The following is a 26,365-nucleotide window of genomic DNA, read 5'->3' as shown; positions in this document are numbered from 1 at the left end:
CTCAGCAGTTGGTCGGGACCGGTTCGTTGCGGAAACGGGCCTCGACGTAGTTCCAGGCATCGGGGAAGCCCGCCACGGCGGCGGTCATGTGCTCGGAGATCTCGACGGTGTTCAGCTGCACCGGCGCACCCGCACCGCACCAGCGGGCGATGGTCTCGGCGACCGGCGCGTACGGGGTGAGGATGTCGTACTTGCCCTGCCAGATGTAGGTGGGTGCGGTCGGCGCGCCCTGGAAGTGCACGAGGCTGTTCTCGCGCAGAACCCCACGTGCCACCTGGCTGCCCAGCAGTTCCTTGGACGCCGCCATCTGGTCGGCATTGCGCAGGGCGCCGTGGAACAGCAGGAAGCGACGGCACGCGTCCTTGGTGAATTCCCGGAACCACAGACCGTTTTCGTTGAGCTGGTCCGACACCGGCACCTGATCGGGGTACTCGCGCTCGATACCCATCGCGGCGGCGAAGGCCAGGCCGAAGCCGGGGTGCGGCGCGAAACCCAGTGCGTCGGCCATCAACTCGAGGTCGGCGGGGATGCCACCGGACACCACGGCCGCGAGCTTCAGCTCCGGCGCGTAGGTGGGCTGCAGTGCGCCCGCCCACGCGGTGGCCATGCCGCCACCGGAGTAGCCGGCGATCGCGACCGGCGAGGAACCCACACCCAGCTCGGCGACCTTCTGCACGGCCCGCACGCTGTCGAGGGTGACCATGCCGCTGAGCTTGGCCGCACCGTAGGCCACCGTCGGGCCGAGGTAATCGGGCACCGAGATCGCCCAGCCGCGCGCCAACGGCAGCATGGCTCCGGGCGCGTCCTGCAGTTCGCCGTTGAACAGCGACTGCGAGGGGTTGCAGCGGGTGCCGATGGAGTTGATCAGCGCCTGGTAGGACACCAGCGGCGGGTTCTTCACACCGACCGGCATGAGCACGGTGGTGATGCCCATGATCGCGTCGCCCGCCGAATTGGTGGAGCGGAACGCGACCTGGTGGCCTTCGGTGCCCGGGTACATCCAGGTGTCGATGTGGCGGGTCCGCACGACATCGCCGGGTGCCAGCGCGCTGATGTCAGCCGGTGCGGTGAAGAACGGATCCGGATCCGGCGTCGGATAAAGCGGGTTCGCACCCGCAGGTGCGGCGAACAAGCCCACCGATAGCAGACTCAACACCAATACAGCGATTTTCGACACAGCTTTCCTTCATCAACAGTAGTGCTGCCCAACGAAACGACCCGACCCGTGCAGAAGTATCTAACGAAAACCGGTGATCTGTACCGACCAGTAGTCAAAGTGTCGCGTGCCACACCTTGTGACGCTTCACATCAGCGATGGGCGCAACCGGCGCTGGTCAGGCCCGATGCAGTAAATAGGAGTGGTGATGGCGGTGCTTGCGCTCGATATCGGGGCGACGAAATTTGCCGCGGGAGTTGTGGACCCGCACTACGGGCTGCACGGGGTGCGCCGAGCGGCCGCCGCCTCGGCCGACCCGTGGGCGACCTGTCGGCAGCTTCTGGTCGCTGTGGCAGGTGACAACGAGGTGAGCGCGGTCGGGATCGGTTCGGCCGGACCGGTCGACGTGCCCGCCGGGGTGATCCGGCCGTTGAACCTCGCGGCGTGGCGGGACGGGTTCGCGATCGTCGAACAGGTGCGGGCGCTGTTCCCGAATGCGGTGGTGCGGTTGGCGATCGACGGCGCGTGTCTGGTGCTGGCCGAGCATCGAGTCGGTGGGTTGCGTGGGGTGGACAACGGGTTGGCCCTGACGGTGTCGTCGGGGGTCGGTGGGGGGATCATCGCCGACGGGCGAGTCGTGATGGGGCGCACGGGCAATGCCGGTCACCTCGGGCACATCGTGGTGCCCGGCGACGACACCGCTTGTCCCTGTGGGGGAGTCGGGTGCGTGGAGGCGGTGGCGAGCGGTATGTCGTCGGTGCGGTGGGCGCGTGCGCGTGGCTGGGTGGGCGGCAGCGGCGTCGAGCTCGCCGAGGACGCGCGTGGTGGTGAGCCGATCGCGCTTGCCGCCTTGGCTCGAGCGGGAACCGCCTTGGGGCAGGCGATCTCGTCGGCGGCCGCGCTGCTGGATGTGGATCGGGTGGTGATCAGCGGTGGGTTCGCGCATTCGGGGGAGCCGCTCTGGGGGCCGTTGCGGGCTGCCGTCGCCAGGCATTCGCGGCTCGAGTTCATCGAGGAGCTGTCGGTGGAACTGTCGACGCTGAGCGAGGGGGCAACGCTCGTCGGTGCGGGGGTGCTCGCGGTCGAAGCAGCCGAGAGCTGAGGCGGTGTGAGGACTCTTCGGTCCGACCGGCGATGCTCTCGGCGCGTTCGTTATGCCTGGTCGTCGGCGCGCGTAGCCTCGATGAGGTGGCTGCCGACTACGTGCCGGGCGATGTCGTCCATATTCCGGAGGGTCCGTTCCAAGGGGTGTGCGCCGTAGTGCGCGAAGTCGACTCGGTGGCGTCGCGATTACAGGTCGACGCGCTGGTCAAAGGCGGACCCTACGAGCTGAGCATCGGCTTCGACGAGGTGGAGTGGGCCTGACATCGTCGAAATGTCAGAATGACCCCTATGACCTACACCCTCGTGCTGCTGCGCCACGGCGAGAGCGAATGGAACGCCCTCAACCTGTTCACCGGCTGGGTGGACGTGCAACTCACCGACAAGGGCATCGCCGAGGGTAAACGGGCCGGAGAGCTGCTCAAAGAGGCAGGCATCCTGCCCGACATCGTCTACACCTCGCTGCTGCGCCGCGCGATCAGCACCGCCGACAACGCCCTCGGCACCGCCGATCGGCTGTGGATCCCGGTCGTGCGCGACTGGCGCCTCAACGAGCGTCACTACGGCGACCTGCAGGGCAAGAACAAGGAGCAGGTCCGCGAGCAGTACGGCCAGGAGCAGTTCATGCTGTGGCGTCGCAGCTACGACACCCCGCCGCCGCCGATCCAGCCCGACAACGAGTACAGCCAGGAAGGCGACCCGCGCTACACGGGCATCGAGGTCCCCGAGACCGAGTGCCTGCTCGATGTGGTCAAGCGGATGGTCCCGTACTGGGAGGACACCATCTCCGCGGAGCTGCGCACCGGCAAGACCGTACTGGTCGCGGCGCACGGCAACTCGCTGCGCGCGCTGGTGAAGCACCTCGACGGCATTTCGGACGAGGACATCTCCGGCCTGAACATCCCCACTGGCATCCCGCTGGTCTACGAGCTGGACGAGAACATGCGTCCGGTGAAGGCCGCCGAGTACCTGGACCCGGCTGCCGCTGCCGCCGGTGCCGCCGCTGTCGCCAATCAGGGCGGCAAGTAACTCCAACGCCTCGGCCCCACCCCGTTCGACGGTGTGGGGCCGTTGTGCTGTCCGGGGCGATGTCACACTCGCGTCGGCTGTGTCGTCACCTCGGTAGATCCGCGAAACGCGCGGTTGCCGAAGGAGTTACGCCATGTTCACCGCCTACGTCATCGTCACCGTCGTCGCCGCACTGTGGGTGGGGTTCTCGGCGTTCTCACTGCTGCGCCGGGCCCCGTTCGTAGTGGAGCCGCTGGTGGAATACGGCGTCCCGCAGACCTGGTGGACGCCACTGGGAATCGCCAAGGCCCTCGGTTCGGTGGGGCTGCTGGTGGGGTTGTTCGTACCGGTGATCGGCGTACTCGCCGCGATCGGGCTGATCCTGTACTTCGCCGGCGCGGTGGTGACGGTGTTGCGGGCGCGCTCGTACAAGACGGTGGCGTTCCCGGTGCTGTACCTGGCGCCGGTCGCGGTGGCGCTGGGGCTCGGGATCGCGGCGTAGTCGACGACTCGGTCTATGGATCTGTTCGCTGATGCGTGGCTGCCGGTGGTGGTGCGCCTGGTGCGCGATGGTCCGCAACGTCACAGCCAACTTCTCGGGGGGCGCGGGTGGGATCGGTCAGGAGACGTTCACCCGAACGTTGCGGCGGATGGAGCGGATGACGATCGTACGCAGGCGGTGGTAGGCCGAAGTGCCGCCACGGGTCGGATACGAACTCACCGAAGCGGGCCGTGATCTGCTCGTTCCGATATATGCGCTCGGCGCATGGGTTGAGCGGCACGGGCCCGCGGTGGCCACCGCGAGGTACGGCGAACCGCCGAACTGACACGCCCGGCGGAGCCTCAGGTGCCTGCCGGGTGAACGGCAAAAGAACGCCATACCAAGTGCCTGTGACCTGCGTGAAACTTCGCCGACCCGCCGACGTTATGTTGGTCCGCACTCGTACGATCAATCTTGTGAGTGTTCCGCAGGCAGTGCTGTTGGCAGTCCTCGCGGCTGTCGTCGGGCTGGCAGTCGGGGGCCTGCTGATCCCGTTCGTCAATGCCAGGCAAGCCGCCCGTACCCAGGAAGACACCGGGCTGACGATGTCGCAGGTGCTCGACCTGATCGTGCTCGCGTCCGAATCCGGCATCGCCGTTGTCGACGAATACCGCGATGTGGTGCTGGTGAATCCGCGCGCCGAGGAACTCGGGTTGGTCCGCAACCGGTTGCTCGACGAACGCGCGTGGGCGGCCGTGGAGAAGGTGCTGGCGACCGGTGAGTCCGCCGAATACGACCTCACCGCCAAGAACCCGCTACCCGGCCGCGGCCGGATCGCCGTGCGTGGCGTGGCCCGCAAACTCTCCCGCGAGGAGACCAGCTTCGTCGTGCTGTTCGCCGACGACGATTCCGAGCAGGCCCGCATGGAGGCCACCCGGCGCGATTTCGTCGCCAATGTGAGCCATGAACTCAAGACCCCCGTCGGCGCGATGAGCCTGCTGGCCGAGGCCATGCTGGAATCGGCCGACGATCCCGAAGCCGTGCGCCACTTCGGTTCCCGTGTGCTCGGGGAATCGCGGCGCCTGGGCAAGATGGTGACCGAGCTGATCGCGCTGTCGCGTTTGCAGGGCGCCGAGAAACTGCCCGATCTGGCCGTGGTCGACGTCGACACGGTGGTGCAGCAGGCGGTCGACCGCTCGCGCACCGCCGCCGAGGCCGCGGGCATCACCGTCAGCACCGACCGGCCGAGTGGGCTGGAAGTGCTCGGCGACGAAACGTTGCTGGTTACCGCGCTGTCGAATCTGGTGGAGAACGCGATCGCGTATTCGCCACAGGGTTCGCATGTGTCGGTGAGCCGGTCGCTGCGCGGCGATCATGTCGCGATGGCGGTCACCGATCGCGGCATCGGGATCGCCAAGGAAGATCAGGAACGGGTGTTCGAGCGGTTCTTCCGCTCCGACAAGGCCCGTTCCCGATCGACCGGCGGCACCGGGCTCGGCCTGGCCATCGTGAAACACGTGGCGGCCAATCACAACGGTGAAATCACCCTGTGGAGCAAACTGGGCACCGGCTCGACGTTCACGCTGCGCATCCCCGCCCATCTGGAAACCGATGGTGACGAGGACGCGGAACAGACGCCGGAGTCCACCACGAGAGAAACCACCGTCCCGCGCACTCTCGCGGGACGAACGAACGGTGTGGAGGCACGCAGATGACGAGTGTGTTGATCGTCGAAGACGAGGATTCGCTGGCCGAGCCGCTGGCGTTCCTGCTTCGCAAGGAAGGCTTCGACGTCACCGTCGTCGGCGACGGTCCGTCCGCGCTGGCCGAATTCGACCGCTCCGGCGCCGATATCGTGCTGCTCGACCTGATGCTGCCCGGCATGAGCGGCACCGACGTGTGCAAGCAGTTGCGCACGCGCAGCGGCGTGCCGGTGATCATGGTGACCGCGCGTGACAGCGAGATCGACAAGGTCGTCGGACTGGAACTTGGCGCCGACGACTACGTCACCAAGCCGTACTCGGCGCGCGAGCTGATCGCGCGGATCCGGGCCGTGCTGCGCCGCGGCGCCGGTGACGAGCTGGATTCGGGCAGCGAGAACGGCGTGCTCGAGGCGGGACCGGTGCGGATGGACGTGGACCGGCACACCGTGCACGTCAACGGTGGTCAGGTCACCTTGCCGCTCAAGGAGTTCGACCTGCTCGAGTACCTGCTGCGTAACTCCGGTCGCGTGCTCACCCGCGGCCAGCTGATCGACCGGGTCTGGGGCGCCGACTACGTGGGCGACACCAAGACCCTCGACGTGCACGTCAAGCGCCTGCGCTCGAAGATCGAGGCCGACCCGGCCAAGCCGGAACACCTGGTGACTGTGCGAGGACTGGGCTACAAGCTCGAAGCTTGATCTCAACTCCCCAACGAAAAGGTCCCGTCGGATTTTCCGACGGGACCTTTTCGTTCATGGTCGAGATGCCTGGCTACAGCACGCTCCATGCCGTGCCGAGGGGGGTTTCGATCTTCTTCAGGGAGACCACTTCGACGCCGTCGAACTGCTTGCAGTCGTAGATCGGCACGTCGGCGCCGTTGCCGCGGCAGCCGATGGGCGAGGAGGTGCCCATCGTGGAGATGATGATGTATTTGCCGTTCTTGGCGGCGTCGATCGCCGCCGGGTCGTTGTAGTTCACGAAGTCGGCCGTGAAGTCCGCGTACGCGGCCGGATCACCGTTCGGTTCGGCATTGGCCAGGCCGGTCATGGAGAGGGTCGCGCCGATCGCGAGGGTCGCTGCGTAGATCGCTTTCTTGGACATGGACAGCTATCCAACCCGAGTTCTGTGACAGATGCACGACCTACAGATGAACCGAATGGTTACGAGGTTTTCACTCCGAGTGATTCGATCCGTGAGATCCGGGGTTCATCCGCTCGGCTTCCACCGTGGCCGGATGCACCGCGACCAGCCCGAGACCCTCGCGTCGGCGGCAGTGCCGGGAGAGTTCGTCGTAGGCGGGCGCACCGAGCAACTCACGCAGCTCCGGGCCGTAGGACTGCCAGACCGGCTTCGCGCCGACGTGGGCGTCGGGGGAGCCGGTGCAGTACCAATCCAGATCCAGGCCGCCCGGACCCCAGCCGCGCCGGTCGTATTCGGTGACCACGGTGCGCAGGATCTGCACGCCGTCGGGGCGCTCCACCCAATCCTGGGTCCGCCGGATCGGCAGCTGCCAGCACACGTCCGGCTTCACTTCCAGGGGTTCGATGCCCTTGCGCACCGCCATGATGTGCAGCGCGCAACCGGGGCCGGCGGCGAAACCGGGCCGGTTGAGGAAGATGCAGGCGCCGTCGAAGCGGCGGGTGCGCAAGGCCGGTTCGTCCTCGAGTTCGTCGAGTTCGAGGTAACCCTTCTTGACGACTTTGCCGTGCTCGGTGGCCTCGCCCATCAGCTGCCAGTCCTCGGGTGTGAGCATCTTCACAGCACCGTTGAGGCGTTTGCGATCGTCCTTGTCGGCGAGGAACGCGCCGTGCGAGCAGCAGCCGTCGTCGGGGCGTTCGGCGATGATGCCCTGGCAGGCGGGCGTGCCGAACACACACGTCCAGCGCGACAGCAGCCACGTCAGATCGGCGACGATCTGGTGCTCGTCGTTTGCTGGGTCGGTGAACTCGATCCACTCCCGTGGGAAATCGAGCTCGACTTCCGGGGCAGGATCGATCTTTCGCCCAGGTCGTAGCCCGGTCTCCGCGGTGCCAGATGCGCCTTCGGTCACAGCTGCTGACGCTAACAGTTCAGTCGCCTGGCCTGTGGTACCGGATCACCAAGTACCGTATTCGTGTGCGGCTTGGTGTTCTCGATGTCGGAAGCAATACCGTCCACCTGCTCGTGGTGGACGCCCATCGTGGTGGCCACCCGATGCCGATGAGCTCGTCGAAGTCGGCGTTGCGCCTGTCGGAGAGCATGGACTCGATGGGCCGGATCACCGAAGAGGGCGAGGCCCGACTGGTCGCGACCATCCTCGAGTTCGCCGATCTGGCCCGCAATTCCAAATGCGTCGAGCTGATGCCGTTCGCCACCTCCGCCCTGCGTGAGGCGACCAATTCCGAGGAAGTACTCGCTCGCGTGCGGTCCATGACCGGAGTCGATCTGCAGGTGCTCACCGGCGCGGACGAGGCCCGCCTGACATTCCTCGCGGTGCGCCGCTGGTTCGGCTGGAGCGCGGGGCGGATCATCAATCTCGACATCGGCGGCGGCTCGCTCGAGCTGTCCAACGGCGGCGACGAAGAACCCGATGTGGCGCTGTCGCTGCAACTCGGCGCGGGCAGGCTCACCAGGGAGTGGCTGCGCGACGACCCGCCGGGCAAGCGCAAGATCGCGGTCCTGCGCGACTGGCTCGACGCCGAACTGGTGGTCCCGTCCAAGACCCTCGTCGAGGCAGGCAAACCCGACCTGGCTGTCGGTACCTCGAAGACATTCCGTTCGCTGGCCCGGTTGACCGGCGCGGCACCCTCGGCCGCCGGCCCTCGGGTGCGACGTACACTGACCAGCTCCGGTCTGCGCCAGCTGATCGCGTTCATCTCTCGGATGACCGCCTCGGACCGCGCGGAACTGGAGGGCGTGAGTTCGGACCGGTCCCAGCAATTGGTGGCCGGAGCATTGGTCGCGGAGGCGAGTATGCGGGCGTTATCGCTCGACAGCATCGAAATCTGCCCATGGGCGCTGCGCGAAGGCCTTATCTTGCGCAAACTGGACTCCGAGCCCAACGGAGGTGGACCGGCCGCGGTGCCGCCGGTCACGCCGGTCGCGGAAGTGGAGTCGGCATGAGCAGTGAGGATTCGAAGCAGCTATCGGTCGCCGAGCTGCTGGCTCGCAATGCCGCGCAGGGGGCCGCGCCCGCTGCTTCCGGCGGCGGTGGACGACGGCGGCGCAGTGGTCGCGGGCTCTCGGTCAATGATCTGACCGGCGAGAACGCGGCGGTGAAGCCGAATTCGCACGCCGCGCCCGCCCCGCCCGCGCCGGAACCCCCGCCCGCCTATGTCCCCGCGCCGACCTACGCACCCGAACCCGCGCCGACCTACGAGCCGCCCGCGAGTTATCAGCCCGCCCCCTACCCGCCGCCCGGCCCGGCCGAACCGGCCTTCTCGCCGATGTCGGGCCCGATCACCCGATTCGATCCCGACGCGGGGTACTCCGCGCCCGATCCACTCGGTCTCGGCGAACAGCGACCGTCGTCGGATCCGTTCGGTCCGTTCCGCGCCGAAGCCCGCGACACCGGCTCTCGCGCGGGCCGTGGTCCGGGTCGGCTCGGCGTGCCGGGCGGGCCCTCGCAGCCGGTCGATCCCGGTATCGCCGAGATGTTCGGCTCCGGTGCGCTGCCCGCTGTCGGTGGCGGCAGACGGCATCGGCCGGACGAGTCCGACGCCGCCCCGTATCCCGAGCCGCCGACGCCGCCCCCGGTGACCGGTGGGCGGGCGGCGCGCAGGCGGGCCGCCGAAGCCGCGGAGGAGGCCAACGAGCCTGGCCCGGCCCCTCGCCCGTCGTTCGACGCGCCGCTGTACGAGGCGGGCATCGACGCGCCGCAGGCATTCATGGGTCGTCCGGGGCAGTCCCGCGGACTGGACGATCTCGCCGATCTCGGCCCGGGCTTCGACAGCCGCTCCGGATCGGGCTTCGACGAGCGTCGGGGCGCCGGATCCTTCGACGGCCGACCCGCGTCGGGGTTCAACGGCCGACCGGGCGAGTCGTTCGACGGCCGACCCGCGTCCGGGTTCAACGGTCGACCGGGCGAGGCGTTCGATCCGCAGCCTGGCGCCGATAGTTGGCCGGGCCCTGAGCCGGCCAGAGGTTTCAACGGGCCGGGCCGCAACGACCCGACGCCGGGTTTCAACGGGCAGCCCCCGGTACCCGGGTTCAACGGGTTTCCGCCGCCGAATGCCGAGGCCACGCAGGCCTACAACCTGGCGCCGGGCGTCGAGGCCCCACCGGCACGCGGTGCGGATCAGCGCCCGTCGCTGGATCGCAGGCGGGGGGAGCCGAAATCCGGTGGGCTGCCGTCGTGGTCGGCGCGCAGGCATCGTCCGGACAAGGCGGCGCCCGCCCCGGAGAGCGGTGGTTTCCCGACGGCCGCGTGGTCGCCGGTCAGCCAGGAGCAGCCGCTGGTGTCCGGGCAGTCGGTGGCCGGTGACCTGCTGCGGCAGCGGGCCGATCGCGGCGACGCCGACGCGCACACCGAGATCGTGTATCGGGTCGGCGCGGACCAGGCCGACGACGAGGACACCGACGACTACGCCGAGTCCGATTACGTCGATCGCGACTACGTCGACAACGACTACTCCGAATCCGATTACGACGACGCGCCTTTCGACGATGACGACGACTACGACGACGACTACGAACCGAAGCCGACCAGGGCGAGCAGGCGCGCCGCGACCAAAGCGGCCGCGGCGAAGGTGGCAGACCGGGCCAGGTCGAAGGTCGCGAACCGAGCCAAATCGAAGACTACGGGCCGCGCCGACTCGCGGACCGCGAGCCGGATGGCAGGCAATCGCGCCGGCGGTGCGGTAGTCAGCCGAGCCGCCCGCGTTTCGGCGATGGCGCGCGGCAACGGCGACGACACCAACCGTCGCCAGTGGATGATCCTCGGCGCGCAGAGCGTGGGCGCGGCGGTCGCCGGAATGTTGCTGTTCAAGGGTTTCGAGACGATGTGGGAAACGCTGCCGTGGGTGGCGCTGGCCCTGGCGATGGTGGTGATCCTCGGTCTCGTGGCGCTGGTTCGCGTCCTGCGTCGCACCGACGACATCTTCAGCACGGTGATCGCCGTCGTCGTAGGCGTCTTCGTGACGCTGGGACCGCTAGCCTTTCTCCTCAGTACCAGCTGAATACAGGGAGTGGGCTGTGGGGAACGCACGAGCGGACATCGCGATCGGCCTGTCGACGGCCTCGGTATATCCGGAGAACACGCAGGCGGCGTTCCGTTATGCCGCCGAATTGGGTTACGACGGTGTGGAATTGATGGTGTGGGCCGAGCCGGCCAGCCAGGACATCGCCACCGTGCAGTCCTACGCCAAGCGCTACGGCGTGCCGGTGCTCGCCGTGCACGCGCCGTGTCTGCTGATCTCCCAACGGGTGTGGGGCGCCGACCCGGTAGCCAAGCTGGAACGCAGCGTGCGCACCGCGGAAGCGCTCGGCGCCGACACCGTGGTGGTGCACCCGCCGTTTCGCTGGCAGCGTCGCTACGCCAGGGGATTCGCCGATCAGGTCGGTGAGCTCGAGGCGCATCACCCGGTCAAGGTCGCGGTGGAGAACATGTTCCCGATGCGGGCCGACACCCTGTTCCGCGACGGCGCGGTGCGCAGGCTGGAACGGCGCGCGGGCCCCGGACGCGCGGTGAGCGCGTTCAGCCCCTCCTACGATCCGACCGACACCGGCTTCGACCACTACACCCTCGACCTCTCGCACACCGCGACCGCGGGCGCCGACGCGCTCGAGCTGGCGCGCCGGATGGGCGACGGCCTGATCCACCTGCACCTGGCCGACGGGCGCGGCGCCGCGCACGACGAACACCTGGTGCCCGGCGACGGCACCCAGCCGTGCGCGCAACTGTGTGAACACCTGATACACACCGGTTTCCGTGGTCACGCGGTCGCCGAGATCAACACCCAGAACGCGCGAACCACCGCCGAACGCTCCGTGCAACTGGCGCGCACTCTCGAATTCGCGCGCCGTCACCTCACCGGTGCGACGCCGGACCCTCAGCCGCGCCACGCCGACCTGCCGTGACCGTGGTGCGGCGGGGACATCGTCTCACCGCCTGGGCGCGGCCGTGATCGCGCGGAGCGGCCCGCCTGTACCGACATGGCCGCGCCCGCGTACGCGGCGCGGAATAGTTGCGGCCGCCGCGTGCTTGTACGCTGTACGAATTGTAGTGCCCCCCGACCAGGAGTGACGATGACGCGAGAACTCGCGACCGACGCGCCGTTCAGCCAGGTTCTCGACCTGACCGAGCTCACCACCACCGATGCCGAGACCGGTCGCTACGCCGGCGTCATCGCGCCCACCTGGACCATCGGCCCCAAGGTGCACGGCGGCACCATGGTCGCGGCCACCGCCGCCGCGGCGACCCGTTGGCTCACCGAAGCCGACGAATCACTGGCCCAGATGGCGCCCATCGCGGGCAGCACCGACTTCCTCGGCGCCCCCGATCCCGGCGAGGTCGAATACGCGGTACACATCCGGAAGAAGGGCCGCCAGATCTGCCTGGCCGACGTCGACCTGATCCAGAACGGCCGCACCCTCGTCCGAACCGCGTTCACCTTCGGCCACCTCGACTCCGCGCAGACTCGCTGGACGGGTCCCGACACCGACATGCCCGCCGAGCCGGGCGATCAGGCCTTCCAGTACACCCCCGATTCGCCGATGGGCAAGATCGTGCACGTGAGCCAGGGCGCCCACATGGTGATCGATCCGACCTGGGGCGAATTCCTGCGCGGCGAGACCGGCCCGCCTCGGTTGCGGCTGTGGATCCGTCCGTTCGACGGCGACGAAGCCGATCCGCGGGCGCGCGCCGCCTTCGCGATGATGGCCGCCGACATCAGCCCGCCCGTCCCGATGAACCTGGGCCACTTCGGCTGGTCGCCGACCGTCCAGATGACCACTTATCTGCGCCGCGTCCCCGCGCCCGGTTGGCTGCGCGTCGTCGCGACCGCCCGTGAGGTCGGTGAGCGGATGTTCGACGAGGACCACCTGGTCATCGACTCCACCGGTGCCGTTGTCGCCCAGAGCCGCCAGCTGGCCCTGATCCCGGCGGCACGCTGAGGCCACCGGGCCAACTAACCTTGTTCTCATGACGAGAATTGCGGTGGTCGGTGGCGGTCGGATCGGTGAGGCGCTGGTGGCCGGATTGTTGGAATCCGGCAGGGCGATCAAGGATCTGGTTGTTGTCGAGCCGGTCGCCGCGCGCGCCGCGCAGCTGGCCGAGCGGTTCAAGGTGCGGGTGAGCGGTTCGGTCGCCGACGCCGTCGAGGGCGCCGACATCGTGGTCATCGCGGTGAAGCCCGGCGTGGTCGACTCGGTGCTCACCGACCTGTCCAAGGCCGATCTCGAAAACGGTCGCGATCAGGTGCTCGTCTCGCTGGCCGCCGGTATCTCCACCGCCCGGCTCGAGTCGAAACTGCCCGCCGGTTTCCCGGTGGTGCGGGTGATGTCGAACACCCCGATGCTGGTTGGGCAGGGGATGAGTGTGCAATCGCCCGGTCGCTACGCCAAACCGGAGCAGTTGGAGCAGGTCGGCGAGATGCTCGAAGCCGTCGGCAAAGTGGTGACGGTGCCCGAGGCGCAGATGGACGCGGTCACCGCGGTATCCGGTTCGGGACCGGCGTATTTCTTCCTTGTCGTCGAGGCGATGATCGATGCCGGTGTCGGCCTCGGTCTCACCCGCGAGGTGTCCAGCGAACTGGTCGTGCAGACCATGATCGGCGCGGCGGCGCTGCTGGACGAAACCGGGCAGAGCGCGGCCGAACTGCGGGCCGCGGTCACCTCACCCGGCGGCACCACCGCCGCTGCGCTGCGCGAGCTGGAGCGTGGCGCGCTGCGCTCGACCTTCACCGAAGCGCTACACGCGGCGAAGCGGCGGTCGGCCGAACAGGGCGCAACGAACGAGTGACGATCGGGTACCCGGTTCGAGAACCGATTTCTCACACCCGTCGCAGTAATCCCACTGGTCCCGCTAAGCTCGTAGAAGCACGTGCGTGTCTGTTCCGCTGGTGGGGAAGCCGGCGGCGCGGGCGTGCCGGAGGTCAATGGTGCCATGATGTCTGCGAACAGAATGTCAAGTAATCCATCGGCGTCGGGCGGTGGTTCGGGTTCGCCCGCACCACGGGTCGGCGCCACCCCGCAAACGGTGATCGGCGGTGGCACTCAATTTCTCACCGTCGCCGAAGTCGCCGATCTCATGCGGGTGTCGAAAATGACGGTGTACCGGCTCGTGCACTCGGGTGAACTGCCTGCGGTGCGTGTCGGGCGCTCGTTCCGAGTGCACGCGAAGGCGGTGCACGACTACCTGGAGACGTCGTACTTCGACGCCGGATGACGTAGTTCGGCCAGGTACAAGGGCGGTTTCGTTGCTGCTCGGGTGCCCCGGTAGCATGGACAACTGGTTCGTGTCCGCCTGCCGGTGGCACCGTTCGTGGTGTCCGGTTGCCCCGGCGGCGCGGACGCCAAACGACGCACGTGAACACCGCGTGTGTATGCCGAGTAGAGAGAACGCGAGGAAACCCTATGGGTTCTGTGATCAAGAAGCGCCGCAAGCGTATGTCGAAGAAGAAGCACCGCAAGCTGCTTCGCCGCACGCGTGTTCAGCGGCGCAAACTCGGCAAGTAAGCCTGCGTGCCTGCGACGAGCCCGTCACCCTTCGAAGGTGGCGGGCTCTCGCTGTGAAAAGCCCGGGTTTGTGAATCTCGCTATGCGGGGACGGGTCGTCCTCGTTAAATGCTTGTAGATCGTGACGGTGAGTGGCGCGAATGCGGCTACTCTGGTACGCGAAACACGATGAGCAGGGGGCTTTGAGTGGGGTCAGGTACGAGTTCCGATACACGGGAACGACACGCGCCGAGAGTTGTGCTGGTCACTGGTGCCAGCCGCTTCTTCGGTGGCAATGTCGCGGCACGCCTAGCTGCCGAACCCGGCGTCGAACGTGTCATCGCCGTGGATACCGTCACTCCCAGCCGTGAGCTTCGTCGAAAAATGGGTAGTGCCGAGTTCGTGCGCGCCGATATCAGGAATCCGCTTATTCGCAAGGTCGTCGAGGGCAACGACGTCGACACTGTCGTGCACGCGGCCGTGCTCACTCGTCCGCCCGCCGGTGGCGGTCGTGCGGTGATGAAGGATCTCAATGTCCTCGGCGCGATGCAATTGCTCGCCGTGTGTCAAAAAGCGCCGTCGGTGCGGCGCGTGGTCGTGCGATCGTCCTCGGCGGTATATGGATGCAGTGCCAAGGATCCGGCGAAATTCACCGAGGAAATGGGCGCGCGCACTCCGCCCGCGGGGTGGTTCGCGCGCGACATGATCGATATCGAGGCGCTGGTGCGTGGAATGGCGCGGCGCAGGCCCGATATTTCCGCATCGATTCTGCGTTTCGCGCCGATCGTCGGGCCGCGCCTGGCCGATCGAGGCGTGCAATATCTGCGTTCGCCGATCACGCCGACTGTTCTCGGTCGCGAAGCCCGACTGCAATTGCTGCACGAGGAAGACGCGGTCGCGGTGCTCGTGCACGCGGCGCAGCGTGCCCACGGTGGCACGGTCAATATCGCCGGTGACGGCGCGTTGGCCATGTCGCAGGCGATCCGGCGGGCCGGGCGCATTGTCGCGCCGGTGCCGTTCTTCGTCTTCCGCACGGTCGGTCGCTCGCTGATGGGCCCGATCATGCGCGGATTCAGTGGCGAACAACCCGACTATTTCTATTTCGGCTGCGGGCTCGACACCACCCGTATGCGAACCGAGCTCGGCTTCACCCCACGCTGGACCACGGTCCAGGCGTTCGATGACTTCATCGCGGGCGCAGCGTTGCGGCCAGTCTTCGATCCGGCATGGATCGACGCCGCGGAACACAAACTGCTCGGCCTCATCGGGGCCGGATCAGGAGCGCATAAATGAACGAGGGAGCGAAAGTCATTCGTCTCGACGTGAATGTCGAGGCCCGACAGCGACCGCAGACCCGGCGATGGCCGGATCAGCCGATGCAGGCGATGCCGGTCACCTCTCTCAGCGAGCGTCGGCCGGGAATGCCCGCGCTGCCGCCGAAATCGCTCACCGACATCGTGCGCGATGCCGTCGGCGAGCAGATCGAACGGACCGCGGAATTCGCGCGCCGCAGGCTCACCGGGGACTACCAGGTGGACGAGTTCGGCTACGACCGGCACCTACTCGAATCGGTCATCCTGCCCACACTGCGACCGTTGTCGGAGTACTGGTTCCGCGCCGAGGTCACGGGCATCGAGAACGTTCCCGCCGTCGGTGGCGCGCTGCTGGTCGCCAATCACGCGGGCACCGTGCCGCTCGACGGTCTGATGCTGCAGCTGGCCGTGCACGACAAGCACCCGAATCAGCGGGCGCTGCGGCTGCTGGCCGCCGACCTCATCTTCGAGATGCCGCTGTTGGGTGCGCTCGCGCGCAAGGCCGGGCACACGATGGCCTGCCACCCCGATGCCGAGCGGCTGCTGCGCTCCGGGCACATCGCGGGAGTGTTCCCCGAAGGATTCAAGGGCGTCGGCAAGAACTACGCCGACCGGTACAAGCTGCAGCGGTTCGGGCGCGGTGGTTTCGTGTCGGCGGCGGTGCGGGCCGGGGTGCCGATCATCCCCGTGTCGATCGTCGGCTCCGAGGAGATCTACCCGAAGCTCGCCGATATCAAGCCGCTGGCCCGCCTGCTCGGGCTGCCGTACTTCCCGGTGACGCCGCTGTTCCCGCATCTGGGGCTGCTCGGCGCGGTGCCGATGCCGTCGAAGTGGTACATCGAGTTCGGTGAGCCGATCGCGACCACGGCGTTCGAGCCGGAAGAGGCCGATGACCCGATGACGATGTTCGAGGTCACCGACCAGGTCCGCGAGACCATCCAGCAGACCCTCTACAAGCTGCTGGCCAAGCGCCGGAACGTGGTGCTGGGTTAATTAGTTGTCGCGGTGGCGGGCTACGACAGCCGCTACCGCTCCGCCCGCCGCGCCGAGTGCCAGCGCGGTGGGCACACCGATCTTCGCCGCCTTGCGGCCGGTGCGGAAGTCGCGGATTTCCCAGCCGCGGTTCTTCGCCACCTCGCGCAGGTCGGAATCGGGGTTGATGGCCACCGCGGTACCGACCAGCGACAGCATGGGGACGTCGTTGTGGCTGTCGGAATAGGCGGTGCAGCGCTTGAGATTGAGACCTTCGCGAATCGCGAGGGTGCGCACCGCGTGTGCCTTGCCCAATCCGTGCAGGATGTCGCCCACCAGGCGGCCCGTGAATTTGCCGTCGACGCTTTCGGCGACCGTGCCGAGGGCGCCGGTCAGGCCGAGGCGTTTGGCGATCACATTCGCCAGCTCGACCGGAGTGGCCGTGACCAGCCAGACCTGCTGGCCGGCGTCGAGGTGCATCTGGGCGAGCGCGCGGGTGCCGGGCCAGATCTTGTCGGCGATGATCTCGTCGTAGATCTCCTCGCCGAGCGCCGCGAGCTCGGCGGTGGGGCGGCCCGCGATGAAGCTGAGCGCCTTCTCCCGGCCCGAGACCATGTCGGAGGAGTTCTCCTTGCCGGTGACCCGGAACTTCACCTGTTTCCAGGCGACGTCGACCAGGTCGGAGGTCTTGAAGTACTTGCGCGCGGCCAACCCTCGGGCGAAGTGGACGATCGAGGCACCCTGGACCAGGGTGTTGTCGACGTCGAAGAACGCCGCGGCGGTGAGGTCGCGAGGGACCTCGGGGCCCGCGTCGGCGCCCTGTTCGGCGAGATCGGCAACGTGCAGCTCGAGCGCCGCGTCGGCACTTGCCTCACCGGCGAGGTTGGCGCGTAGCTCTTCCTCGCTCGGCCCGAACGGGCTGCGTGGCAGCCGTGCGAACTGTTCCTGTAGTTCCTGACCGAGGCGGCTGGGCTGCCACCGCGCAGGGAACTCCCCGAATCGCCCTGCGACGAATCCGGCCCTAGTCACCTTCGAACGTTCCGGCACCAGTACCCTCCGCTAGTCGCGCGAACCATGTCCACAGTAACCGGCTGCACCGACAACTCGCTGAGGGCTCGAGGATTAAATAGGGCTCATGACTAATCCCACACCGACGGTGACCCTGTTGACCCGCGCTGGTTGCGGCTTGTGCGGCACCGCGCTGGCGCAATTGCAGACGATCTGTGGTGATTTCGGTCTCCCGGTAGCCACCTTGGACGTCGACGAAGCCGCGGTCGAGGACCCGGAGCTGCGTGCTGAATACGGAGATCGCCTGCCAGTGGTCCTGTTGAACGGCCGTGAACACAGCTATTTCGACGTGGACGAGCCCCGTTTGCGGGCCGACCTGAGCCGGATCGCTGGTCGCGACGGAAAATGAGGCCGAATTCACCGACTTTGTGAACGCCTGCACAAGCGGTTACGGTGGTGACACGCAATCCGCACCGCCCCTGGCACGCAGCGGCGGTGGCCGGGTTTGTACCGCCCCTATGGCACCGGTCGCGCTCTCGTAATCGCAGCGACCCACACCGGTGAACGAAACAGAGGATCCGGACCGCGATCAGGCCCGGAACGAGGAGCCGACGACGTGACAGAGCAGCACGAGACGCCGAGTGGCGTCTCCGGCAAGGCTCTTGTGCGGGACATTCCGCAGGCCACGGTGACTCGTCTCGCTACCTATCTCCGGGTTCTCGCTGGGTTGGCCGACGAGGGTGTAGTCATCGTATCGAGTGAGGAACTCGCTGTCGCGGCGGGTGTCAATTCGGCGAAGCTGCGCAAGGATCTTTCCTTCCTCGGACCCAACGGTGTGCGGGGTGTCGGCTATGACGTAGCCAAGTTGCGCACCAGGATCGAAGATGTGCTCGGACTGTCACAGGGACATCGGGTAGTGCTGATCGGCGCGGGCAATCTGGGCCGCGCGCTGGTCGGTTACGGCGGATTCGGGGTACGAGGCTTCACCGTGGTCGGGATCTTCGACAACCACCCTTCGGTGATCGGCCAGTCGTACGCCGGTCTCGTCGTGCGCGATGTCGAGCAGCTGACCGCCCAGATTCCGGCGCTGACGCCGACGATCGCCGTGGTGGCCGTGCCCGACGAGGCCGCCCAGGATGTGTGCGACCGGCTCGTCGCCGCCGGACTGCCGTCGATATTGAGCTTCGCGCCGCTGGAACTGCGCGCGCCCGCCCATGTTCAGGTCCGCCGCGTCGACCTGGCGATGGAACTGCAGATGCTGTCCTTCGATGCCGCGCGCAACGACGCGCCCGCGCTGCCCGAGATCGCCGAGGTCGGCTCCAGCCGCGTCGCGCGCCGGGTAGCGCCGCCGAACCACCTCACACATGCCGCGCCGGTCGAACCGGCTCGCGGCAGGCCGTCGCGTCGCACCGCGCCGCGTTCGGTCACGCCCCACTCGGCAACGGAGCCAAGCACCAAGGGATCGGTGATCACGCCATGAGCGAGCGCCAGCGAGCTAAACAGCGACACGGCGTGGGGACGCGCATGACACGACACAGCGTCGGCGAGGTGCGGTCATGAGTGTTCTGCTGGTCGGGATTTCGCATCGGAGCGCCCCGGTATCAGTGCTGGAGAAAGTCGCCATCAGTGAGTCCGAACGGCCGAAACTGGTGGATCGGCTGCTCTCCTCGAGCCATGTGTCCGAGGCGATGATCGTCTCCACCTGCAACCGGGTCGAGGTCTACGCGGTCGTCGACGCCTTCCACGGCGGGCTCGGCGAGGTGAGCGAGCTGCTCACCAAGCATTCCGGACTGCCGCTGGGCGATCTCACCAAGCACGCCTATGTGCGCTACAGCGAGGCCGCGGCCGAGCATCTGTTCGCGGTCGCCAGCGGCCTCGACTCGATGGTCGTCGGCGAGCAGCAGGTGCTCAGCCAGATTCGCAGCGCCTACGCCAGCGCCGACGGTCAGCAGGCGGTCGGACGCACACTGCACGAGTTGGCCCAGCACGGGTTGCGGGTCGGCAAGCGCGTGCATTCGGAGACCGGGATCGACCGGGCCGGCGCCTCGGTGGTGTCGGTGGCGCTGGATCGGGCACGTGGTGTCGTCGGCGATCTCGCCGGGCGGACCGCGGTGGTCGTCGGTGCGGGCGCGATGGGCGGGCTGGCCGTGGCGCATCTGTCGCGGGCCGGGATCGGGCGCATCATCGTCGTCAACCGGACCCTCGAACGCGCACAGCGTCTCGCCGAGACCGGGCGCACCATGCACGGTGTCGATGCCGAGGCGGTCGAGATGTCACGGCTCACCGAGGCCATGGCCGGCGCCGATGTCGTGATCACCTGTACCGGCGCGGTCGGGTCCGTGGTCACCCTGGCCGACACCCACCGCGCACTCGCCGGCCGGGCCCGCACCGACGTCGCCGAGCGGCCGCTGGTCTTCTGCGATCTCGGCCTGCCCCGCGATGTGGAGCACGCCGTGGCAGGCCTGCCCGGCGTCGCCGTCATCGACATCGAATCGCTGCAGCGCGATCCGGCCGCGGGCGCCGCGGCCGACGACACCGCCGCCGCGCGCCTCATCGTCGCCGACGAACTCGCCAAATACCTTGCCGGGCAACGCATGGCGGAGGTCACCCCCACGGTGGCCGCACTTCGCCAGCGTGCCGCCGATGTGGTGGAGGCCGAACTGCTCCGCCTCGATTCGCGGCTGCCCGACCTGGCCGACCCGGCCCGCGACGAGGTGGCGCGCACGGTGCGCCGCGTCGTCGACAAGCTGCTGCACGCGCCGACCGTGCGGGTGAAGCAGTTGGCATCGACGCCGGGCGGCGACAGCTACGCCGAAGCGTTGCGTGAGCTGTTCGAACTGAAACCCGGTGCGGTACAAGCGGTTGCCGCGCCGATGGAGGTCTCCGCGGGCGAGTCCGCGCTGGCCGACGACTTCACCGCAGGCCACCTCGGCGATGGGCCGTCACGCTTGACCGAGTCAAGACCCGACACAGGCAGCATGCGAAACCACGCAGCGCCGCTCGGGCATGCGCAGGAGGAAACCGCATGACCACGACAGTGCAGGAAGAGGACACCGTGACCGCAGGCAGCGCCAGTGCGCCGTGGCGGATCGGCACGCGCGGCAGCCTGCTCGCGCTGACACAGGCGGGCACCATCCGTGATGCGCTGATCGCGGCGGGGCAGCCCGCCGAACTGGTGGTCATCAAGACGCCGGGCGATCTGTCGTCGGATCCGGTGCAGAAGATCGGTGTCGGGGTGTTCACCTCCGCGCTGCGCGACGAGCTCGCCGCGGGCGGCATCGACATCGCGGTGCATTCCTATAAAGACCTCCCCACCGCGCAGGACCCGCGCTTCACCATCGCCGCGATCCCGCCCCGCGAGGACCCGCGCGACGCGCTGGTGGCTCGCGACGGCATGGTTCTCGGCGAATTGCCCGCCGGCGCCCGCGTGGGAACCTCGGCCCCGCGCCGTGCCGCGCAGCTGCGCGCCCTGGGTCTCGGCCTCGATATCCTCCCGCTGCGCGGCAATATCGACTCCCGCCTGCGCAAGGTGAGCGAGGGCGAGCTCGATGCCATCGTCATCGCCCGCGCCGGCCTGTGCCGGATCGGGCGCACCGACGAGATCACCGAATCGCTCGAACCGGTGCAGATGTTGCCCGCCCCCTCGCAGGGCGCCCTCGCGGTCGAATGCCGCAGTGACGACCCGCAATTGATCGAGGTACTCGCCGGTCTGGACGATGCTGCGACCAGAGCCGCGGTGCTCGCCGAGCGTTCGCTGCTCGGTGAGCTCGAAGCAGGCTGCACCGCACCGATCGGAGCACTCGCCGAGATCGTCGAGTCGATCGACGAGGACGGCCGGATCTTCGACGAACTCTCGCTGCGCGCCTGTGCCGCCGCGATCGACGGCTCCGACGTCTTGCGCGCCTCGATCGTCGGCGCGCCGAAAGACGCGGCCGAACTCGGTCGCACGCTGGCGCGCGAACTGCTGGACCTGGGTGCTCGCGCATTGCTGAGCGTCACAGACGAACCGGCGCCCACCGACTTCACTAATTCCAGCCCGATGGAGAACAACCGATGAGCAGCAGCCGAGCTACCAAGAAGCAACCAGGGCGGATCCTTTTCGTCGGATCCGGCCCCGGCGACCCGGCCCTGCTGACCGTGCGCGCCCGTGAGGTGCTCGAGCGGGCGATGCTGGCGTTCACCGACCCCGATGTCGACAAGGGCGTACTCGCCCTGATCGGCATCGCGCACGAGGTGGGCGAAAACGGCGAGAGCCCGGTCGACGTGCGGCCCGCTCTCGGCGAACCCGCCGAGGTGGCCAAAACGCTGATCGCCGAGGCGCGCAACGGTCACGACGTGGTCCGCATCGTCACCGGCGACCCGCTGACCACCGATTCGGTGATCAACGAGGTCAACGCCGTCACCCGTTCGCACATGGTGTTCGAGGTGCTGCCCGGCCTGCCCAACGGCTCGGCCGTACCCAGCTACGCGGGCATCGCGCTGGGCTCCGGGCACACCGAGGCCGATGTGCGCGGCGAGGTCGACTGGTCGGCGCTGGCCGCCGCCCCCGGCCCGCTGGTCCTGCACGCCACCTCCGGGCACCTGGCCGAGACCGCGAGCGCGCTGGTGGAACACGGTCTGGCGCCGCAGACTCCGGTCGCGGTGACGGTGCGTGGCACCACCCGTCAGCAGCGCACGATCGAGGCCACGCTGGCCTCGCTGAACAACGCCGCTTCCGAGCTGGTCGGCCCGCTGGTCGTGACGGTCGGCAAGGAAGTCGACAAGCGCGCCAAGATGTCGTGGTGGGAATCGCGTGCCCTCTACGGCTGGACCGTGCTGGTGCCGCGCACCAAGGATCAGGCGGGGGAGATGAGCGAGCGGCTCGTCACCCACGGCGCGATCCCGATCGAGGTGCCGACCATCGCGGTGGAGCCGCCGCGTAGCCCCGCCCAGATGGAACGGGCGGTCAAGGGCCTGGTCGACGGGCGCTACCAGTGGGTGGTGTTCACCTCCACCAACGCCGTGCGCGCGGTGTGGGAGAAGTTCGCCGAGTTCGGTCTCGACGCTCGCGCCTTCTCCGGTGTGAAGATCGCCTGCGTCGGTGAGGCCACCGCGGAGAAGGTGCGCTCCTTCGGTATCAACCCCGAACTGGTGCCCAGTGGCGAACAGTCCTCCGAGGGCCTGCTCGCCGACTTCCCGCCCTACGACGACGTGTTCGATCCGGTGAACCGGGTGCTGCTGCCCCGCGCCGACATCGCCACCGAGACCCTGGCCGAGGGCCTGCGTGAGCGCGGCTGGGAGATCGACGACGTCACCGCCTACCGCACGGTGCGCGCCTCGCCGCCGCCCGCGGAGACCCGCGAGATGATCAAGACCGGCGGTTTCGACGCGGTGCTGTTCACCTCGTCCTCCACGGTCCGCAACCTGGTCGGCATCGCGGGCAAGCCGCACGCGCGCACCATCGTGGCGTGCATCGGCCCGAAGACCGCCGAGACCGCGATCGAGTTCGGTCTGCGCGTGGACGTGCAGCCCGAGTCGGCACAGGTCGGCCCACTGGTGGAGGCACTGGCCGAGCACGCGTCGCGCCTGCGCGCCGAGGGCTTGCTGCCCCCGCCGCGTAAGAAGAGTCGCCGCAGCAGCAGCCGCTGAACTCGGTAGATACCCCGAAAGCCCGCCCGCGACGGCGGGCTTTCGGCGTATCAGGGTCATCGGCTGTAGCGCAGCAGCGTGCGCACGAGCCGGCAGGTGGCATCCGACGGCGGGCGGATGTCGATCTTCTCGGCGGTGCGTCGGATGGTCTCGTTGGTGGCCTGATTGGGTAGGTACACACCGGAATCCAGCAGCGCGATCGTCAACCGCATGGCCTTGAGCCGACGATTGTGCGTCACGTACCAGCGGCGCGGACGGCCCGCGGGCAGTCGCTTCTTCTCGAGCGGCACGTACGGCGCGGTGATGAAAGTGGTCTGAGCGGCAATGGCGTTCATTCGGCGTCCTCCCGTTGCGTTTGGGTCCCGCCCCCGATTGTCGGAACCCTCGAACACGCTTTCGATTATAGCGAGAGGTGCCGACAGGTTTCGTCGATCTCGCGCGGAAGCCATTGAGCTCCAGTGTCTTTCGATGTTATCCACAGGTTCGCCGTGACAGGTCGGCGACCTCGGCGAAGCACTGCGGGTGGCGATTCGCCGGTAGCTGTCGGACCGCTGTGGTCTAGTAGCGCAACGCAACCCGAGGAGAGGCGATGACGGTGGACGAGATCGACAAGCGGCTCGGCGCGCACGTCGCGGCCGACGAGCTGCTCGGCCTGGCCTGGCTCGTCGCGGTCGGCGACGACGTAACAACCGGCGCCATCGGCCATCTCGACGCCGCGCGCGACGCACCGGTGCGCACCGACACGATCTTCCGGATCTCCTCGATGACCAAACCGCTCACCGCGGTCGCGGCCTCGATCCTGATCGACGACGGTGTCCTCGACCCGACCGAACCGGTCGATCGACTGCTACCCGAACTCGCCGACCTCCGGGTGCTCGCGAACCCCGCCGCCGAACTCGCCGACACGGTCACGGCGAACCGCCCGATCACCGTCGAGGACCTGCTGACCTTCCGCCTCGGCTGGGGAATGGATTTCGCCGACTTCTCACCCAAACCACTCGACGCCGCCTGGAGCGAACTGGGCCTCGGCTGGGGCCCGCCGACGCCCGCGCAGATGTTGCCGCCGGACACCTGGATGCGGCGACTCGGCACCTTGCCGCTGCAATATCAGCCCGGCGAACGCTGGCTCTATCACGTCGGCGCACCCGTCCTCGGCATCCTGATCGCCAGGGCAGTGGGCGCGCCGTTCTCGGAATTCCTGGCCGACCGCGTCCTGCGTCCGCTCGGTATGACCGACACCGGCTTCTCCGTCTCGCCGGACGAGCTGGCCCGACTCGGCCCGCACTACGCGGACATCGACGGCGTCCGTACCGTCTTCGACCCTGCCCTCGGCCAATGGAGCACCCCACCCGCCTTCGAAGGCGGCGGCGACGGCCTGGTCTCCACCCTCGCCGACTACCACCGCTTCGCCCGCATGCTGCGCGACGGCGGCGAATTCGACGGCACCCGCATCCTGTCCGAACGAGCCGTCACCGCCATGACCACCAACCACCTCACCGCCGAGCAACTCGACCGCGGCGGGCCCGCCCCCGACGGCAGCGCGGGCTGGGGATACGGCGTCGGCATCCAGCTGCGCGACCAGCCCGACGGCCCCCGCGCAGGTGCCTACGGGTGGGACGGCGGCCTGGGATCCACCTGGTCCAACGACGGTGCGGCGACGGCGATCCTGCTCACCAACCAAGCCTGGAGTTCGGCGGGCCCCTCGCCGGTCTTCGCAACCTTCGAGCAGATTCTGGGCGAACTGGCCCGCGGTTCCGGCCCGCTGTAGGCGCTGCCACGACCGCCCGGCGAGAGGCGTATTCTGCGGGCTATGACCGCTTTCGACCGCCCGCGGCGGTTGCGTAGGACACCCGCATTACGTCGACTCGTCGCCGAAACCACGCTGCAGCCGCGTCAGCTGGTGCTGCCGATGTTCGTCGCCGATGGTCTCGACGAGCCGCGGGAGATCAGCTCGATGCCCGGGGTGTACCAGCATTCGCTGGACTCCCTGCGCAAAGCCGCGGCGGAGTCGGTGGCCGCCGGGGTCGGCGGGCTGATGCTGTTCGGTGTGCCGCTGTCCGAGGACAAGGACGCGACCGGTTCGCAAGCCAGTGATCCGAACGGAATCCTCAATCGTGGTCTGCGCGCGCTGGCCGAGGAAGTCGGGGACGCGACGGTCATCATGGCCGATACCTGCCTCGACGAATTCACCGATCACGGCCACTGCGGTGTGATCGGCACCGACGGCGCGGTCGACAACGACGCGACCCTGCACCGCTACGTGGAGATGGCGCTGTCGCAGGCCGAAGCCGGCGCCGATCTGCTCGGGACCAGCGGGATGATGGACGGCCAGGTCGGCGCGATCCGGCGCGGACTCGACGCGGTCGGCCGGACCGACACCGCCATCCTGGCCTATGCGGCCAAGTACGCCTCGGCCTTCTACGGCCCGTTCCGTGAGGCCGTCGGCTCGTCGCTGGAAGGCGATCGCCGCACCTACCAGCAGGATCCGGCCAACCGTCGCGAATCGCTGCGCGAACTCGATCTCGACCTCGCCGAGGGCGCCGACATCGTCATGGTGAAGCCCGCGATGTCCTACCTCGACATCCTGCGCGACGTCGCTGATCGCTCGACGGTCCCCGTCGCGGCCTATCAGATCTCCGGTGAGTACGCGATGATCACCGCCGCCGCCGAGCGTGGCTGGATCGACCGCAGGGCCTCGATCCTGGAGTCGTTGATCGGCATCCGGCGGGCAGGCGCGGACATCGTGCTCACCTACTGGGCGACCGAGGCAGCACACTGGCTGTCGTGATCGTTCCGCCGAACAAACCCGAAACCCTTCCCATGCCGGAAGACGTCGGCACCGCCCGTCAATTGTGGTGGGCGATCGCCGGCCTCGGTGTGATCTACACCTTCGCCAGCGTCATCACCATGACCGGGGAGCGCGACGAGCTCAGCAAGCAGTTCCTCGACGAGATGCACAAGTCGGATCCGAACTTCCCGGCATCCACCGTCGACGCGATGGTGCTGGTGGCTTTCGCGCTGACCGCGCTGGTCGGCGTGCTGCTGGCCGGGGTCACCGTGGCCATCGCGCATCAGCTCGGCCGCGGCAAGTCCTGGGCGCGCACGGTGCTCACGGTCGTCGCGATCTGGCTCGGGCTCGGCGCCGTCGCGACCATGTTCGCCTTCTCCGCCGTCGCCAATGCGGCGACGATCGTGGCGGGTGGCTCGGCGATCGTGCAGGGCGTGCTGGCCGCGGGAGCGGCGTTCCTCAGCTACCGGCCGGAGTCGACGAAGTACTTCCAGTCCCACCGGAAGTAACACTGCACAGTGTAAGGTGAGGATTATCACACCGGCGTGGCGCCGGGGGAGCGGAGGCAATGAT

Annotated in this window: 28 protein-coding genes and 1 pseudogene; 24 read left to right on the top strand and 5 right to left on the bottom strand. The window is 68.1% G+C overall.

The genetic code is table 11. The annotated features are described in order from the left end of the window. Position 1 precedes the first annotated feature (1 nt). Positions 2 to 1,177 (bottom strand): lipase family protein, encoded by a 1,176-nt coding sequence (locus ASD42_RS12930; protein ID WP_082843574.1) that lies wholly within the window; start codon positions 1,175 to 1,177, stop codon positions 2 to 4. 187 nt (positions 1,178 to 1,364) lie between these two features. Between ASD42_RS12930 and ASD42_RS12925 the strand changes: the two genes are divergently transcribed. The 7 genes from ASD42_RS12925 (at position 1,365) to ASD42_RS12900 (ending at position 6,147) form a co-directional block, all read left to right on the top strand. Beyond that, positions 1,365 to 2,258: an ROK family protein gene (locus ASD42_RS12925; protein ID WP_056816214.1), complete on the top strand. Its 894-nt coding sequence runs from the start codon at positions 1,365 to 1,367 to the stop codon at positions 2,256 to 2,258. 86 nt (positions 2,259 to 2,344) lie between these two features. Beyond that, positions 2,345 to 2,521 carry a hypothetical protein gene (locus ASD42_RS12920; RefSeq protein WP_228537169.1) on the top strand — a complete coding sequence of 59 codons (177 nt, stop codon included), beginning with the start codon at positions 2,345 to 2,347 and terminating at the stop codon, positions 2,519 to 2,521. A 27-nt stretch (positions 2,522 to 2,548) separates the two neighbouring features. Then, complete coding sequence (locus ASD42_RS12915; protein WP_056814524.1) at positions 2,549 to 3,286, top strand: phosphoglyceromutase; 738 nt, start codon at positions 2,549 to 2,551, stop codon at positions 3,284 to 3,286. Between the two features lie 133 nt (positions 3,287 to 3,419). Continuing rightward, positions 3,420 to 3,767: a DoxX family protein gene (locus ASD42_RS12910; protein WP_056814520.1), complete on the top strand. Its 348-nt coding sequence runs from the start codon at positions 3,420 to 3,422 to the stop codon at positions 3,765 to 3,767. Positions 3,768 to 3,957: 190 nt separating this feature from the next. Then, the gene (locus tag ASD42_RS35840) at positions 3,958 to 4,092 is read left to right on the top strand and encodes a winged helix-turn-helix transcriptional regulator (RefSeq protein ID WP_357136881.1); all 135 of its coding nucleotides are present in this window, start codon (positions 3,958 to 3,960) and stop codon (positions 4,090 to 4,092) included. A gap of 130 nt (positions 4,093 to 4,222) precedes the next feature. Continuing rightward, positions 4,223 to 5,461: a sensor histidine kinase gene (locus tag ASD42_RS12905; protein ID WP_056816211.1), complete on the top strand. Its 1,239-nt coding sequence runs from the start codon at positions 4,223 to 4,225 to the stop codon at positions 5,459 to 5,461. Further along, positions 5,458 to 6,147: a response regulator transcription factor gene (locus ASD42_RS12900; RefSeq protein ID WP_056814516.1), complete on the top strand. Its 690-nt coding sequence runs from the start codon at positions 5,458 to 5,460 to the stop codon at positions 6,145 to 6,147. Before ASD42_RS12905 ends, ASD42_RS12900 begins: the two co-directional genes overlap by 4 nt. Positions 6,148 to 6,220: 73 nt before the next feature. Here the strand turns inward: ASD42_RS12900 and ASD42_RS12895 are convergent, their stop codons facing one another. Continuing rightward, a complete protein-coding gene (locus ASD42_RS12895; protein WP_056814512.1) occupies positions 6,221 to 6,550 on the bottom strand; it encodes a hypothetical protein in 330 nt (109 codons plus the stop codon). A 70-nt stretch (positions 6,551 to 6,620) separates the two neighbouring features. Next, positions 6,621 to 7,445 (bottom strand): hypothetical protein, encoded by an 825-nt coding sequence (locus ASD42_RS12890; protein WP_056816206.1) that lies wholly within the window; start codon positions 7,443 to 7,445, stop codon positions 6,621 to 6,623. Positions 7,446 to 7,564: 119 nt separating this feature from the next. On the opposite strand from ASD42_RS12890, the gene ASD42_RS12885 reads away from it, so the two are divergent. From ASD42_RS12885 to ASD42_RS12850, 9 genes and pseudogenes are all read left to right on the top strand, one after another. Beyond that, the gene (locus ASD42_RS12885; RefSeq protein ID WP_056816203.1) at positions 7,565 to 8,551 is read left to right on the top strand and encodes a Ppx/GppA phosphatase family protein; all 987 of its coding nucleotides are present in this window, start codon (positions 7,565 to 7,567) and stop codon (positions 8,549 to 8,551) included. Positions 8,552 to 10,371: 1,820 nt separating this feature from the next. Further along, positions 10,372 to 10,605 (top strand): annotated as a pseudogene (locus ASD42_RS33795) (hypothetical protein); the annotation flags it as partial. Positions 10,606 to 10,621: 16 nt separating this feature from the next. Next, on the top strand, positions 10,622 to 11,506 hold the full coding sequence (locus ASD42_RS12875) for a sugar phosphate isomerase/epimerase family protein (protein ID WP_235569394.1): 885 nt from the start codon (positions 10,622 to 10,624) through the stop codon (positions 11,504 to 11,506). 168 nt (positions 11,507 to 11,674) lie between these two features. Then, the gene (locus tag ASD42_RS12870; protein ID WP_056814502.1) at positions 11,675 to 12,541 is read left to right on the top strand and encodes a thioesterase family protein; all 867 of its coding nucleotides are present in this window, start codon (positions 11,675 to 11,677) and stop codon (positions 12,539 to 12,541) included. A gap of 28 nt (positions 12,542 to 12,569) precedes the next feature. Next, positions 12,570 to 13,388, top strand: a complete 819-nt coding sequence (proC, locus tag ASD42_RS12865) for a pyrroline-5-carboxylate reductase (RefSeq protein ID WP_056814499.1) — start codon at positions 12,570 to 12,572, stop codon at positions 13,386 to 13,388. 144 nt (positions 13,389 to 13,532) lie between these two features. Next, a complete protein-coding gene (locus ASD42_RS12860; protein ID WP_228537168.1) occupies positions 13,533 to 13,814 on the top strand; it encodes a helix-turn-helix domain-containing protein in 282 nt (93 codons plus the stop codon). Positions 13,815 to 14,002: 188 nt separating this feature from the next. Beyond that, positions 14,003 to 14,104 (top strand): 30S ribosomal protein bS22, encoded by a 102-nt coding sequence (locus ASD42_RS33790; protein ID WP_003402602.1) that lies wholly within the window; start codon positions 14,003 to 14,005, stop codon positions 14,102 to 14,104. 237 nt (positions 14,105 to 14,341) lie between these two features. Then, entirely contained in the window at positions 14,342 to 15,376 is a 1,035-nt protein-coding gene (locus ASD42_RS12855) for an NAD-dependent epimerase/dehydratase family protein (RefSeq protein ID WP_082843570.1), read from the top strand. Continuing rightward, positions 15,373 to 16,389, top strand: a complete 1,017-nt coding sequence (locus ASD42_RS12850) for a lysophospholipid acyltransferase family protein (RefSeq protein ID WP_056814491.1) — start codon at positions 15,373 to 15,375, stop codon at positions 16,387 to 16,389. The genes ASD42_RS12855 and ASD42_RS12850 overlap by 4 nt, the downstream gene beginning before the upstream one ends. Here the strand turns inward: ASD42_RS12850 and ASD42_RS12845 are convergent, their stop codons facing one another. Beyond that, complete coding sequence (locus ASD42_RS12845; RefSeq protein ID WP_371852035.1) at positions 16,390 to 17,415, bottom strand: HAD family hydrolase; 1,026 nt, start codon at positions 17,413 to 17,415, stop codon at positions 16,390 to 16,392. It lies immediately after the preceding gene. 88 nt (positions 17,416 to 17,503) lie between these two features. Here ASD42_RS12845 and ASD42_RS12840 point away from each other — a divergent pair, with 88 nt between their 5' ends. The 5 genes from ASD42_RS12840 to ASD42_RS12820 all read left to right on the top strand — a co-directional run bounded on the left by ASD42_RS12840 (position 17,504) and on the right by ASD42_RS12820 (position 23,004). Further along, the gene (locus ASD42_RS12840) at positions 17,504 to 17,785 is read left to right on the top strand and encodes a glutaredoxin family protein (RefSeq protein ID WP_056814485.1); all 282 of its coding nucleotides are present in this window, start codon (positions 17,504 to 17,506) and stop codon (positions 17,783 to 17,785) included. A gap of 207 nt (positions 17,786 to 17,992) precedes the next feature. Then, positions 17,993 to 18,856: a redox-sensing transcriptional repressor Rex gene (locus ASD42_RS12835; protein WP_056814479.1), complete on the top strand. Its 864-nt coding sequence runs from the start codon at positions 17,993 to 17,995 to the stop codon at positions 18,854 to 18,856. 76 nt (positions 18,857 to 18,932) lie between these two features. After that, positions 18,933 to 20,405 (top strand): glutamyl-tRNA reductase, encoded by a 1,473-nt coding sequence (locus ASD42_RS12830; RefSeq protein WP_174551958.1) that lies wholly within the window; start codon positions 18,933 to 18,935, stop codon positions 20,403 to 20,405. Further along, positions 20,402 to 21,433 carry a hydroxymethylbilane synthase gene (gene hemC / locus ASD42_RS12825; RefSeq protein WP_056814475.1) on the top strand — a complete coding sequence of 344 codons (1,032 nt, stop codon included), beginning with the start codon at positions 20,402 to 20,404 and terminating at the stop codon, positions 21,431 to 21,433. Before ASD42_RS12830 ends, hemC begins: the two co-directional genes overlap by 4 nt. After that, positions 21,430 to 23,004 carry a uroporphyrinogen-III synthase gene (locus ASD42_RS12820; protein WP_056814472.1) on the top strand — a complete coding sequence of 525 codons (1,575 nt, stop codon included), beginning with the start codon at positions 21,430 to 21,432 and terminating at the stop codon, positions 23,002 to 23,004. Before hemC ends, ASD42_RS12820 begins: the two co-directional genes overlap by 4 nt. Positions 23,005 to 23,060: 56 nt before the next feature. Here ASD42_RS12820 and ASD42_RS12815 read toward each other — a convergent pair whose 3' ends face one another. Continuing rightward, a complete protein-coding gene (locus ASD42_RS12815; protein WP_056814469.1) occupies positions 23,061 to 23,339 on the bottom strand; it encodes a hypothetical protein in 279 nt (92 codons plus the stop codon). Positions 23,340 to 23,593: 254 nt separating this feature from the next. Here ASD42_RS12815 and ASD42_RS12810 point away from each other — a divergent pair, with 254 nt between their 5' ends. The 3 genes from ASD42_RS12810 to ASD42_RS12800 are packed head-to-tail and all read left to right on the top strand — an operon-like array spanning position 23,594 to position 26,301. Beyond that, positions 23,594 to 24,772, top strand: coding sequence for a serine hydrolase domain-containing protein (locus ASD42_RS12810; protein WP_056814466.1), 1,179 nt, complete (start codon positions 23,594 to 23,596; stop codon positions 24,770 to 24,772). Between the two features lie 42 nt (positions 24,773 to 24,814). Then, complete coding sequence (gene hemB, locus ASD42_RS12805; protein ID WP_056814463.1) at positions 24,815 to 25,792, top strand: porphobilinogen synthase; 978 nt, start codon at positions 24,815 to 24,817, stop codon at positions 25,790 to 25,792. After that, positions 25,789 to 26,301, top strand: a complete 513-nt coding sequence (locus tag ASD42_RS12800) for a hypothetical protein (RefSeq protein ID WP_235569393.1) — start codon at positions 25,789 to 25,791, stop codon at positions 26,299 to 26,301. Before hemB ends, ASD42_RS12800 begins: the two co-directional genes overlap by 4 nt. Positions 26,302 to 26,365 lie beyond the last annotated feature (64 nt).

The sequence above is a fragment of the Nocardia sp. Root136 genome, assembly GCF_001427185.1.
GTDB lineage: Bacteria > Actinomycetota > Actinomycetes > Mycobacteriales > Mycobacteriaceae > Nocardia > Nocardia salmonicida.
This window is presented reverse-complemented; position numbering and strand designations above follow the sequence as displayed.

Excerpts from the sequence above, each read along its gene's own strand:
- ASD42_RS12925 (WP_056816214.1), top strand. The coding sequence starts at position 1,365 with ATGGCGGTGCTTGCGCTCGATATCGGGGCGACGAAATTTGCCGCGGGA.
- ASD42_RS12915 (WP_056814524.1), top strand. The coding sequence starts at position 2,549 with ATGACCTACACCCTCGTGCTGCTGCGCCACGGCGAGAGCGAATGGAAC.
- ASD42_RS12910 (WP_056814520.1), top strand. The coding sequence starts at position 3,420 with ATGTTCACCGCCTACGTCATCGTCACCGTCGTCGCCGCACTGTGGGTG.
- ASD42_RS12900 (WP_056814516.1), top strand. The coding sequence starts at position 5,458 with ATGACGAGTGTGTTGATCGTCGAAGACGAGGATTCGCTGGCCGAGCCG.
- ASD42_RS12895 (WP_056814512.1), bottom strand. The coding sequence starts at position 6,550 with ATGTCCAAGAAAGCGATCTACGCAGCGACCCTCGCGATCGGCGCGACC.
- ASD42_RS12870 (WP_056814502.1), top strand. The coding sequence starts at position 11,675 with ATGACGCGAGAACTCGCGACCGACGCGCCGTTCAGCCAGGTTCTCGAC.
- proC (WP_056814499.1), top strand. The coding sequence starts at position 12,570 with ATGACGAGAATTGCGGTGGTCGGTGGCGGTCGGATCGGTGAGGCGCTG.
- ASD42_RS12860 (WP_228537168.1), top strand. The coding sequence starts at position 13,533 with ATGATGTCTGCGAACAGAATGTCAAGTAATCCATCGGCGTCGGGCGGT.
- ASD42_RS33790 (WP_003402602.1), top strand. The coding sequence starts at position 14,003 with ATGGGTTCTGTGATCAAGAAGCGCCGCAAGCGTATGTCGAAGAAGAAG.
- ASD42_RS12850 (WP_056814491.1), top strand. The coding sequence starts at position 15,373 with ATGAACGAGGGAGCGAAAGTCATTCGTCTCGACGTGAATGTCGAGGCC.
- ASD42_RS12840 (WP_056814485.1), top strand. The coding sequence starts at position 17,504 with ATGACTAATCCCACACCGACGGTGACCCTGTTGACCCGCGCTGGTTGC.
- ASD42_RS12830 (WP_174551958.1), top strand. The coding sequence starts at position 18,933 with ATGAGTGTTCTGCTGGTCGGGATTTCGCATCGGAGCGCCCCGGTATCA.
- hemC (WP_056814475.1), top strand. The coding sequence starts at position 20,402 with ATGACCACGACAGTGCAGGAAGAGGACACCGTGACCGCAGGCAGCGCC.
- ASD42_RS12820 (WP_056814472.1), top strand. The coding sequence starts at position 21,430 with ATGAGCAGCAGCCGAGCTACCAAGAAGCAACCAGGGCGGATCCTTTTC.
- ASD42_RS12815 (WP_056814469.1), bottom strand. The coding sequence starts at position 23,339 with ATGAACGCCATTGCCGCTCAGACCACTTTCATCACCGCGCCGTACGTG.
- ASD42_RS12810 (WP_056814466.1), top strand. The coding sequence starts at position 23,594 with ATGACGGTGGACGAGATCGACAAGCGGCTCGGCGCGCACGTCGCGGCC.
- hemB (WP_056814463.1), top strand. The coding sequence starts at position 24,815 with ATGACCGCTTTCGACCGCCCGCGGCGGTTGCGTAGGACACCCGCATTA.